The sequence below is a fragment of the Suipraeoptans intestinalis genome, assembly GCF_009696485.1.
GTDB classification, from domain to species: domain Bacteria; phylum Bacillota; class Clostridia; order Lachnospirales; family Lachnospiraceae; genus Suipraeoptans; species Suipraeoptans intestinalis.
The window spans coordinates 1-11,222 of record NZ_VULY01000009.1; the positions used below are offsets into that span (position 1 = coordinate 1).

Genomic DNA, 11,222 nt, shown 5'->3' on the forward strand with positions numbered 1-11,222 from the left:
TATGGATTTCTCCCTGTTTGATGCAAAAAGAGCAGGATTTGAAAAAGTGGCATTTATCATCAAGCGGGAAACGAAGAGGATTTCCGTCAGGTGATCGGGAAAAGAATGGCAGACCATATGGAGGTTGCCTATGTATTCCAGGATATTGCCAACCTGCCGGAGGATATCAGGTGCCGGAAGGGCGCGTCAAGCCATGGGGAACCGGTCATGCAGTGTTAAGCTGTCTGGAGGAAATAGACGGTCCCTTTGCAGTGATCAATGCAGACGATTATTACGGGGAAGAAGCCTTCCGCCTGATCTATCACTATCTGGAAAGTCATGAGGATGATGAAAAATACCGTTATACCATGGTGGGATACCAGTTGGGCAACACGGTAACGGATAACGGACATGTTGCCAGAGGGATCTGTGAGATGGACGAGGCCGGACGGCTTGTGGGGATCTGTGAGAGAACCCGGGTAGAAAAAAGAGACGGAGGGATCGCCTTCACGGAAGACGAGGGAGAGACCTGGAATTTCGTGCCAAAGGAAACCACGGTGTCTATGAACATGTGGGGATTTTCTGCCAGTATTCTGCAGGAATTAAAGAAAAGGTTCCCGGCGTTTTTGGACAGGGGACTGCAGGAAAATCCCATGAAGTGCGAGTATTTTCTGCCGGAAGTAGTCAGCAGGCTGCTGGAAGAAGAAAAGGCAACGGTGGATGTTTTAAAATCAAAAGACAAGTGGTATGGAGTTACATACAAAGAGGATAAACCGGTAGTGATGGAGGCCGTCAGAAAAATGACGGAAGAGGGACGGTATCCGAAAAAGCTTTGGGGGAATCATAACATGGCACAGGTAACAAGACAGCAGCTGGATGAAGCGATCGGAAGCTTCCAGTATGAAGGGATCCTGACAAGGGAAGAGCCGTATGGAAGCGGACACATCAATGATACGTATCTGCTGGTATTTGAAATTGCAGAAATGGGAACGCTAAAGGTGATCCTGCAGCGGATGAACAAGGATGTGTTTACAGATCCCAGGAGTCTGATGGAAAATATTGTGGGCGTCACATCCCACTTGAGAAAAAAGATTATCTGCCAGGGAGGAGATCCCGACAGGGAGACCTTAAATGTGATCCACACGGTGGACGGAGATCCGTTTTATGTGGATTCCAAGGGAGATTACTGGAGATCCTACAAATTTATCACAGACGCCACCAGCTACGATCAGGTAGAAAAGGAAGAGCATTTTTATCAAAGCGCCGTGGCTTTCGGGACGTTTCAATGTCTGCTGTCGGATTATCCGGCGGAAACCCTTCATGAGACCATTAAGGATTTTCACAATACATGCGCCCGCTATGAAGCCTTTGAACAGGCGGTTCTGGCAGATCGAAAGGGAAGAGCGAAAGAGGTGGAAAAAGAGATCGCCTTTGTCCGTCGGAGAAAGGAAACGGCAGAATATTTTTCGCGGCTGTTGGAGGCAGGAAAGATCCCGATCAGAGTGACCCACAACGACACCAAGCTGAACAATATTATGATCGACAACAAGTCGGGAAGGGGGATCTGCGTCATCGATCTGGATACGGTGATGCCGGGACTGGCTGTGTTTGATTTTGGCGATTCCATCCGATTTGGAGCCAGCACGGCCACGGAGGATGAGAGGGATCTGTCAAAGGTCTCCTGTGATATGCATCTGTTTGAAATCTATGTGAAAGGATTTATTGAGGGCTGTCAGGGAAAACTGACAGAAAAAGAGATCGAGCTGTTGCCTATGGGGGCGAAAGTCATGACCTTTGAGTGCGGAATGCGGTTTTTGACAGATTATCTGGAGGGAGATACCTACTTTAAGATCCACAGAGAGGGACAGAATCTGGACAGATGCCGGACGCAGTTTTGTCTGGTGGAGGACATGGAGCGCAAGTGGGATACCATGAAGGAAATCGTAAGAAAGTACGGAAATGCAGGGAGGTAGTCACATGGCAAAAAAAATACTGATCACAGGCGGCGCAGGCTATATTGGAAGCCACACGGCGGTGGAGCTTTTAGAGAGCGGCTATGAAGTGGTGATCTATGATAATCTGTCCAATTCCTCGGAGGAATCTGTAAGGCGGGTTCAGAGGATCACGGGGAAAGCCGTGACCTTTTACAAGGGAGATGTGCTGGAGGAAGAGCTTTTAAAGAGCGTGATCCTTCAGGAGAGGATTGACGCGGTGCTGCATTGTGCGGCTTTAAAGGCTGTGGGCGAGTCGGTGGAAAAACCGCTGGAGTACTACCACAACAACATTACGGGAACCCTGACCCTGATCAAAGTGATGAAGGAAACGGGAGTGTGGAATCTGGTATTCAGTTCTTCTGCTACCGTGTACGGAAATCCTGTGGAGATTCCCATTACGGAAGCCTGCCCCAAGGGAGAGTGTACCAATCCTTACGGCTGGACCAAGTCCATGATGGAACAGATCATGATGGATATCCAGAAGGCGGACCCCAGATGGAATGTGATCCTGCTGCGATATTTCAATCCGGTAGGCGCTCATAAAAGCGGAGAGATCGGAGAGGATCCCAGAGGGATCCCCAATAACCTGATGCCTTACATTTCCCAGGTGGCCGTAGGGAAACTGGAAAGGCTGGGGGTATTTGGGAACGATTATGATACGCCGGACGGAACGGGAGTAAGGGACTATATCCATGTGGTCGATCTGGCAAAAGGCCATGTAAAAGCCATTGCCTACCTGTTTACAGATCCCGGCCTGGAGATCATCAATCTGGGAACCGGAACAGGGTATTCTGTACTGGATATGGTCAGAGCCTTTTCCAAGGCCTGCCGGGAAGGAGATCCCTTATGACGATCCGGTCCAGCCGAAGATAGCCGCGAGACTATCTCGCCTTCCACCTGCTCCGCCGAACCGCCGATCCTCAGTGCAACGCCTCGCGGATCTCATGTCTCCTTCCGCAGGCCTTGAAAGCTCTGACCATATCCAGTACAGAATACCCTGTTCCGGTTCCCAGATTGATGATCTCCAGGCCGGGATCTGTAAACAGGTAGGCATGGCTTTTACATGGCCTTTTGCCAGATCGACCACATGGATATAGTCCCTTACTCCCGTTCCGTCCGGCGTATCATAATCGTTCCAAATACCCCCAGCCTTTCCAGTTTCCCTACGGCCACCTGGGAAATGTAAGGCATCAGGTTATTGGGGATCCCTCTGGGATCCTCTCCGATCTCTCCGCTTTTATGAGCGCCTACCGGATTGAAATATCGCAGCAGGATCACATTCCATCTGGGGTCCGCCTTCTGGATATCCATCATGATCTGTTCCATCATGGACTTGGTCCAGCCGTAAGGATTGGTACACTCTCCCTTGGGGCAGGCTTCCGTAATGGGAATCTCCACAGGATTTCCGTACACGGTAGCAGAAGAACTGAATACCAGATTCCACACTCCCGTTTCCTTCATCACTTTGATCAGGGTCAGGGTTCCCGTAATGTTGTTGTGGTAGTACTCCAGCGGTTTTTCCACCGACTCGCCCACAGCCTTTAAAGCCGCACAATGCAGCACCGCGTCAATCCTCTCCTGAAGGATCACGCTCTTTAAAAGCTCTTCCTCCAGCACATCTCCCTTGTAAAAGGTCACGGCTTTCCCCGTGATCCTCTGAACCCGCCTTACAGATTCCTCCGAGGAATTGGACAGATTATCATAGATCACCACTTCATAGCCGCTCTCTAAAAGCTCCACCGCCGTGTGGCTTCCAATATAGCCTGCGCCGCCTGTGATCAGTATTTTTTTGCCATGTGACTACCTCCCTGCATTTCCGTACTTTCTTACGATTTCCTTCATGGTATCCCACTTGCGCTCCATGTCCTCCACCAGACAAAACTGCGTCCGGCATCTGTCCAGATTCTGTCCCTCTCTGTGGATCTTAAAGTAGGTATCTCCCTCCAGATAATCTGTCAAAAACCGCATTCCGCACTCAAAGGTCATGACTTTCGCCCCATAGGCAACAGCTCGATCTCTTTTTCTGTCAGTTTTCCCTGACAGCCCTCAATAAATCCTTTCACATAGATTTCAAACAGATGCATATCACAGGAGACCTTTGACAGATCCCTCTCATCCTCCGTGGCCGTGCTGGCTCCAAATCGGATGGAATCGCCAAAATCAAACACAGCCAGTCCCGGCATCACCGTATCCAGATCGATGACGCAGATCCCCCTTCCCGACTTGTTGTCGATCATAATATTGTTCAGCTTGGTGTCGTTGTGGGTCACTCTGATCGGGATCTTTCCTGCCTCCAACAGCCGCGAAAAATATTCTGCCGTTTCCTTTCTCCGACGGACAAAGGCGATCTCTTTTTCCACCTCTTTCGCTCTTCCCTTTCGATCTGCCAGAACCGCCTGTTCAAAGGCTTCATAGCGGGCGCATGTATTGTGAAAATCCTTAATGGTCTCATGAAGGGTTTCCGCCGGATAATCCGACAGCAGACATTGAAACGTCCCGAAAGCCACGGCGCTTTGATAAAAATGCTCTTCCTTTTCTACCTGATCGTAGCTGGTGGCGTCTGTGATAAATTTGTAGGATCTCCAGTAATCTCCCTTGGAATCCACATAAAACGGATCTCCGTCCACCGTGTGGATCACATTTAAGGTCTCCCTGTCGGGATCTCCTCCCTGGCAGATAATCTTTTTTCTCAAGTGGGATGTGACGCCCACAATATTTTCCATCAGACTCCTGGGATCTGTAAACACATCCTTGTTCATCCGCTGCAGGATCACCTTTAGCGTTCCCATTTCTGCAATTTCAAATACCAGCAGATACGTATCATTGATGTGTCCGCTTCCATACGGCTCTTCCCTTGTCAGGATCCCTTCATACTGGAAGCTTCCGATCGCTTCATCCAGCTGCTGTCTTGTTACCTGTGCCATGTTATGATTCCCCCCAAAGCTTTTTCGGATACCGTCCCTCTTCCGTCATTTTTCTGACGGCCTCCATCACTACCGGTTTATCCTCTTTGTATGTAACTCCATACCACTTGTCTTTTGATTTTAAAACATCCACCGTTGCCTTTTCTTCTTCCAGCAGCCTGCTGACTACTTCCGGCAGAAAATACTCGCACTTCATGGGATTTTCCTGCAGTCCCCTGTCCAAAAACGCCGGGAACCTTTTCTTTAATTCCTGCAGAATACTGGCAGAAAATCCCCACATGTTCATAGACACCGTGGTTTCCTTTGGCACGAAATTCCAGGTCTCTCCCTCGTCTTCCGTGAAGGCGATCCCTCCGTCTCTTTTTCTACCCGGGTTCTCTCACAGATCCCCACAAGCCGTCCGGCCTCGTCCATCTCACAGATCCCTCTGGCAACATGTCCGTTATCCGTTACCGTGTTGCCCAACTGGTATCCCACCATGGTATAACGGTATTTTTCATCATCCTCATGACTTTCCAGATAGTGATAGATCAGGCGGAAGGCTTCTTCCCCGTAATAATCGTCTGCATTGATCACTGCAAAGGGACCGTCTATTTCCTCCAGACAGCTTAACACTGCATGACCGGTTCCCCATGGCTTGACGCGCCCTTCCGGCACCTGATATCCCTCCGGCAGGTTGGCAATATCCTGGAATACATAGGCAACCTCCATATGGTCTGCCATTCTTTTCCCGATCACCTGACGGAAATCCTCTTCGTTTTCCCGCTTGATGATAAATGCCACTTTTTCAAATCCTGCTCTTTTTGCATCAAACAGGGAGAAATCCATAATGATCTGCCCCTCTTCGTCAATGGGATCGATCTGCTTTAGCCCTCCGTATCTGCTTCCCATTCCCGCTGCCATAATGACCAATACCGGTTTTTTCATTTTCCTTACCTCCAAACTCTTTCTATCTGTCATTCTTTCCGTCTGTACTTCCTCTATCCTTTGATTCCGCCTGTAACGCCGCCGATGATTTTTTCCGACAGGAACAAGTATAAAACAAATGTGGGAAGAAATACAATGATAACCGCTGCAAACATTCCGCCCAGTTACCGGTGTACTGCATGGACTGCAGCATTCCGTAAAGCCCCACTGCCACCGGACGCAGCTCGTCACTGTTGGCAAAGATCAGAGACAGGAAATATTCGTTCCAGATATTGATAAAATTAAAGATCGTTACCGTCACGATCCCGGACTGTGCCATCGGAAACATGATCTTCCAAAACGTTCTGGCCGGCGGACATCCGTCGATCGCCGCCGCCTCCTCATACGTCCTTGACAGGTTGGAAAAAAGGTCAGAAGAAAAATCGTCGTATAAGGGATATTGATCCCGTATACAGAAAGATCAGCGTCACCTTGCTTGCCAGAAGACTGTTTAAGATGCCCATATTTGCTACTACGCCAAACAGCGGCAGGATGATCATGGTGATCGGCACTCCCATCGCCGCCACAAATCCCGTCTGGATCACCTTGTTTCCCAGAAAGGTAAACCTGGAAAGCACATAGGCTGCCGGCGCGCAGATCAGGATCAGAAGAATACAGGAGATCACAGAATACAGCAGTGAATTCTTAAAAAAGGTAGCCACACCGCCGGATCCCACGCCTGTACATAATTTTCAAAATGAAGTCCTGTAGGAAATTTCAGCGCATCTCCCTTGAAAATATCTGCCGTGGTAGACAGACTTGCCGCTGCGATCCATCCCAGGAGCAAAAGGGTAAATCCTACCCACAACAACACCACCAGATACCCGGGGGCCAGCTTTAACTCTTTTTTCCAGTTCCATCTTTGTTTCATCAGTTGCTCCCCTTTCTAAAATTCCAGATCGTCGTCTTTGATCAGCAGGTTGCAGACGGTAAACACCAGAACACGCAGAGGCAGAGCACGATCCCGATGCTGGCTCCATAGCCTGCATTTCTCTCTGTTACCGCATTCCCCGCCCGAAAATGTTCATGTACATATACTGCACCGGAACAATGGTGGCCTTGTTGGCCGTCACGGAAGAAAACAGCTGGGACCATACAAAAATGCCGCCGTGCTGACTGACCACATGGTAATGTTGGTCTTAAACACTCCCTTCAGCAGAGGAAGTGTCATATATCTGAACTGCTGAGGCTTATTGGCCCGTCAATTGTAGCCGCTTCATAAAAATCCGGACTGATCCTTTCGATCCCGCTCATCCAGATCAGCATATGATAGCCACCATTCCAAAACAGTAGGCGATCAGCAGCGGCCCAAATACATTATCCGGCGCTGTCCACTGGGTCTTGGCCAGCTTGTCCAGCCTACAAACTCCAGTACACTTTTTAACAGTCCGAACTTAGGACTGTACACATACTGCAGCACATAGTTGCCAATGCAACTGCACTCACGATATTCGGAAGATAAATGATGGCACGAAATACTTTTTCCCTTTGATCCCGCTGGTCAGGATCACGCCCAGAAGGAGTGACAAAAGCATGACGATCAGTCGCCAAACAGCCAGATCCTTCCAATGTTCCACATGGCTGTACGGAAAATATCCGTCGACAACAGTTTTTCGTAGTTACTGATTCCACAAACTGCCACATATCCGCGGTATCTGTAACCGACTCGATCTTAAAAAGCTCATCAGGACGTTCTGATGATCGGATATAGAAATACAGCCAGGAACATGATAACTGCCGCATCAGAAACCCAATTATCATTCCCTTATTTTTCTTCACGCAAATCCCTCCTTCTTCTTACAAAATATGGTGGCGAAGGCAGTCTGCCCATGCCACCATATTCCCTCACTGCTCTCTCAAACTTCAAACAGTTTTTATTTTTCTGCTGCGGTCTTGCAAGCCTTTACGAACTCATCGGCTGTCATCTTGCCGCCCATCAGCTTTAATACGTTTCGCTTAATGCCGGTGTCAGGTCTCCGTTATTTTCTACACCCACTGCCCAGTCATAGAAAGTAGTGGTTGCATCAAATCCCGGTTTTACTTCCTGCAGCTCTGTCGCCATGCATCTGCATTTGCCTTGTCGGCCGGGATGCAAAGAGCTTCCTCTGTCATCTTCTTATCGAAATCTCCTGCCGCGATATAGGTGATCAGTTCAAATGCCTGCTCTGCCTTCTTGGAATCCTTGTTGATCGCAAATACCTGGTTTGGCAATGTTGTTTGCCGTTGCATCATTGGTTCCGCCGGATACTGCCGGATAATTGAAGTATCCCCATTTCAGATCCTTGGATACCGAATCCTTGATCTCGTTGGGCAGCCAGGATCCGCAGATGATATTGCTGCATCCCCCGGTGCAAATTCCTGATTCTGTCCTGCCGGATACACATTGGACTCTATGTTCTCGGAAAGTATCCCTTACTTGCAAAGTCTTCCAGATCTTTCGCTGCCTGTGCCACTCTCGATCATCCCAGCTCACTGCCTCGATCTCCCTGCTTCCACCTTTTCCTTCACTGCCGGATCTCACCAGTGCCTTTACGCCATCCTGTCCCAGATAACGTTGATTCATCAGTTATAGTCTTTCCTTGCTATCACCACGTTATCTGGGACAGGATGGCGTAAAGGCACTGGTGGGAGATCCGGCAGTGAAGGAAAAGGTGGAAGCAGGGGAGATCGAGGCAGTGAGCTGGGATGATCGAGAGTGGCACAGGCAGCGAAAGATCTGGAAGACTTTGCAAGTAAGGGATACTTCTCCGAGAACATAGAGTCCAATGTGTATCCGGCAGGACAGAATCAGGAATTTGCACCGGGGGATGCAGCAATCATCATCTGCGGATCCTGGCTGCCCAACGAGATCAAGGATTCGGTATCCAAGGATCTGAAATGGGATACTTCAATTATCCGCAGTATCCGCGGAACCAATGATCAACGGCAAACAACATTGCAAACCAGGTATTTGCGATCAACAAGGATCCAAGAAGGCAGAGCAGGCATTTGAACTGATCACCTATATCGCGGCAGGAGATTTCGGATAAGAAGATGACAGAGGAAGCTCTTTGCATCCGCCGACAAGGCAAATGCAGATGCATGGCCGACAGAGCTGCAGGAAGTAAAACCGGGATTTGATGCAACCACTACTTTCTATGACTGGCAGTGGGTGTAGAAAATAACGGAGACCTGACACCGGCATTAAGCGAAAACGTATTAAAGCTGATGGGCGGCAAGATGACAGCCGATGAGTTCGTAAAGGCTTGCAAGACCGCAGCAGAAAAATAAAAACTGTTTGAAGTTTGAGAGAGCAGTGAGGGGAATATGGTGGCATGGGCAGACTGCCTTCGCCACCATATTTTGTAAGAAGAAGGAGGGATTTGCGTGAAGAAAAATAAGGGAATGATAATTGGGTTTCTGATGCCGGCAGTTATCATGTTCCTGGCTGTATTTCTATATCCGATCATCAGAACGGTCCTGATGAGCTTTTTTAAGATCGAGTCGGTTACAGATACCGCGGATATGTGGCAGTTTGTGGGAATCAGTAACTACGAAAAACTGTTGTCGACGGATATTTCCGTACAGCCATGTGGAACATTGGAAGGATCTGGCTGTTTGGCGGACTGATCGTCATGCTTTTGTCACTCCTTCTGGGCGTGATCCTGACCAGCGGATCAAAGGGAAAAAAGTATTTCGTGCCATCATTTATCTTCCGAATATCGTGAGTGCAGTTGCATTGGCAACTATGTGGCTGCAGTATGTGTACAGTCCTAAGTTCGGACTGTTAAAAAGTGTACTGGAGTTTGTAGGGCTGGACAAGCTGGCCAAGACCCAGTGGACAGCGCCGGATAATGTATTTTGGGCGCTGCTGATCGCCTACTGTTTTGGAATGGTGGCTATCATATGCTGATCTGGATGAGGCGGGATCGAAAGGATCAGTCCGGATTTTTATGAAGCGGCTACAATTGACGGGGCCAATAAGCCTCAGCAGTTCAGATATATGACACTTCCTCGCTGAAGGGAGTGTTTAAGACCAACATTACCATGTGGTCAGTCAGCACGGCGGCATTTTTTGTATGGTCCCAGCTGTTTTCTTCCGTGACGGCCACAAGGCCACCATTGTTCCGGTGCAGTATATGTACATGAACATTTTCGGGGCGGGGAATGCGGTAACAGAGAGAAATGCAGGCTATGGAGCCAGCATCGGGATCGTGCTCTGCCTCTGCGTGGTTCTGGTGTTTACCGTCTGCAACCTGCTGATCAAAGACGACGATCTGGAATTTTAGAAAGGGGAGCAACTGATGAAACAAAGATGGAACTGGAAAAAAAGAGTTAAAGCTGGCCCCCGGTATCTGGTGGTGTTGTTGTGGGTAGGATTTACCCTTTTGCTCCTGGGATGGATCGCAGCGGCAAGTCTGTCTACCACGGCAGATATTTTCAAGGGAGATGCGCTGAAATTTCCTACAGGACTTCATTTTGAAAATTATGTACAGGCGTGGGGATCCGGCGGTGTGGCTACCTTTTTTAAGAATTCACTGCTGTATTCTGTGATCTCCTGTATTCTTCTGATCCTGATCTGCGCGCCGGCAGCCTATGTGCTTTCCAGGTTTACCTTTCTGGGAAACAAGGTGATCCAGACGGGATTTGTGGCGGCGATGGAGTGCCGATCACCATGATCATCCTGCCGCTGTTTGGCGTAGTAGCAAATATGGGCATCTTAAACAGTCTTCTGGCAAGCAAGGTGACGCTGATCTTTCTGTATACGGGGATCAATATCCCTTATACGACGATTTTTCTTCTGACCTTTTTTCCAACCTGTCAAGGACGTATGAGGAGGCGGCGGCGATCGACGGATGTCCGCCGGCCAGAACGTTTTGGAAGATCATGTTTCCGATGGCACAGTCCGGGATCGTGACGGTAACGATCTTTAATTTTATCAATATCTGGAACGAATATTTCCTGTCTCTGATCTTTGCCAACAGTGACGAGCTGCGTCCGGTGGCAGTGGGGCTTTACGGAATGCTGCAGTCCATGCAGTACACCGGTAACTGGGCGGGAATGTTTGCAGCGGTTATCATTGTATTTCTTCCCACATTTGTTTTATACTTGTTCCTGTCGGAAAAAATCATCGGCGGCGTTACAGGCGGAATCAAAGGATAGAGGAAGTACAGACGGAAAGAATGACAGATAGAAAGAGTTTGGAGGTAAGGAAAATGAAAAAACCGGTATTGGTCATTATGGCAGCGGGAATGGGAAGCAGATACGGAGGGCTAAAGCAGATCGATCCCATTGACGAAGAGGGGCAGATCATTATGGATTTCTCCTGTTTGATGCAAAAGAGCAGGATTTGAAAAGTGGCATTTATCATCAAGCGGGA

General features: G+C 48.8%; 5 protein-coding genes and 9 pseudogenes. 8 read left to right on the plus strand and 6 right to left on the minus strand.

Annotation, left to right across the window (positions count from 1 at the left end; genetic code table 11):
- Window position 1: 1 nt before the first annotated feature.
- The 3 genes and pseudogenes from FYJ34_RS15020 to galE (FYJ34_RS00325) all read left to right on the plus strand — a co-directional run.
- Window positions 2-815 (plus strand): annotated as a pseudogene (locus FYJ34_RS15020) (glycosyltransferase family protein); the annotation flags it as partial.
- A gap of 12 nt (window positions 816-827) precedes the next feature.
- Entirely contained in the window at window positions 828-1,952 is a 1,125-nt protein-coding gene (locus FYJ34_RS15025) for a phosphotransferase enzyme family protein (RefSeq protein ID WP_154475279.1), read from the plus strand.
- A 4-nt stretch (window positions 1,953-1,956) separates the two neighbouring features.
- Entirely contained in the window at window positions 1,957-2,823 is an 867-nt protein-coding gene (gene galE, locus FYJ34_RS00325) for a UDP-glucose 4-epimerase GalE (protein WP_154475275.1), read from the plus strand.
- 109 nt (window positions 2,824-2,932) lie between these two features.
- Here galE (FYJ34_RS00325) and galE (FYJ34_RS00330) read toward each other — a convergent pair.
- From galE (FYJ34_RS00330) to FYJ34_RS12825, 6 genes and pseudogenes are all read right to left on the minus strand, one after another.
- A pseudogene (gene galE / locus FYJ34_RS00330) lies at window positions 2,933-3,758 on the minus strand (UDP-glucose 4-epimerase GalE); the annotation flags it as partial.
- Window positions 3,759-3,773: 15 nt separating this feature from the next.
- Window positions 3,774-4,897, minus strand: a pseudogene (locus FYJ34_RS00335) (phosphotransferase enzyme family protein).
- A 1-nt stretch (window position 4,898) separates the two neighbouring features.
- Window positions 4,899-5,824: pseudogene (locus FYJ34_RS00340) on the minus strand (sugar phosphate nucleotidyltransferase).
- Between the two features lie 53 nt (window positions 5,825-5,877).
- Window positions 5,878-6,734, minus strand: a pseudogene (locus FYJ34_RS15030) (carbohydrate ABC transporter permease).
- 15 nt (window positions 6,735-6,749) lie between these two features.
- Window positions 6,750-7,642: pseudogene (locus FYJ34_RS15035) on the minus strand (carbohydrate ABC transporter permease).
- 373 nt (window positions 7,643-8,015) lie between these two features.
- Window positions 8,016-8,426, minus strand: a complete 411-nt coding sequence (locus FYJ34_RS12825) for a hypothetical protein (RefSeq protein WP_206671410.1) — start codon at window positions 8,424-8,426, stop codon at window positions 8,016-8,018.
- A 132-nt stretch (window positions 8,427-8,558) separates the two neighbouring features.
- Here FYJ34_RS12825 and FYJ34_RS12830 point away from each other — a divergent pair, with 132 nt between their 5' ends.
- The 5 genes and pseudogenes from FYJ34_RS12830 to FYJ34_RS00375 all read left to right on the plus strand — a co-directional run.
- The gene (locus FYJ34_RS12830) at window positions 8,559-8,855 is read left to right on the plus strand and encodes a hypothetical protein (protein WP_206671411.1); all 297 of its coding nucleotides are present in this window, start codon (window positions 8,559-8,561) and stop codon (window positions 8,853-8,855) included.
- 155 nt (window positions 8,856-9,010) lie between these two features.
- Window positions 9,011-9,133, plus strand: a complete 123-nt coding sequence (locus FYJ34_RS13510; protein WP_268878922.1) for a hypothetical protein — start codon at window positions 9,011-9,013, stop codon at window positions 9,131-9,133.
- 96 nt (window positions 9,134-9,229) lie between these two features.
- A pseudogene (locus FYJ34_RS15040) lies at window positions 9,230-10,131 on the plus strand (carbohydrate ABC transporter permease).
- A 15-nt stretch (window positions 10,132-10,146) separates the two neighbouring features.
- A pseudogene (locus tag FYJ34_RS15045) lies at window positions 10,147-11,005 on the plus strand (carbohydrate ABC transporter permease).
- 53 nt (window positions 11,006-11,058) lie between these two features.
- Window positions 11,059-11,222: pseudogene (locus FYJ34_RS00375) on the plus strand (nucleotidyltransferase); the annotation flags it as partial.

Bases quoted from the DNA above. Each gene is read 5' to 3' on its own strand.
- FYJ34_RS12825 (WP_206671410.1), bottom strand. From the start codon at position 8,426: ATGAATCAACGTTATCTGGGACAGGATGGCGTAAAGGCACTGGTGAGA.
- galE (WP_154475275.1), top strand. From the start codon at position 1,957: ATGGCAAAAAAAATACTGATCACAGGCGGCGCAGGCTATATTGGAAGC.
- FYJ34_RS15025 (WP_154475279.1), top strand. From the start codon at position 828: ATGGCACAGGTAACAAGACAGCAGCTGGATGAAGCGATCGGAAGCTTC.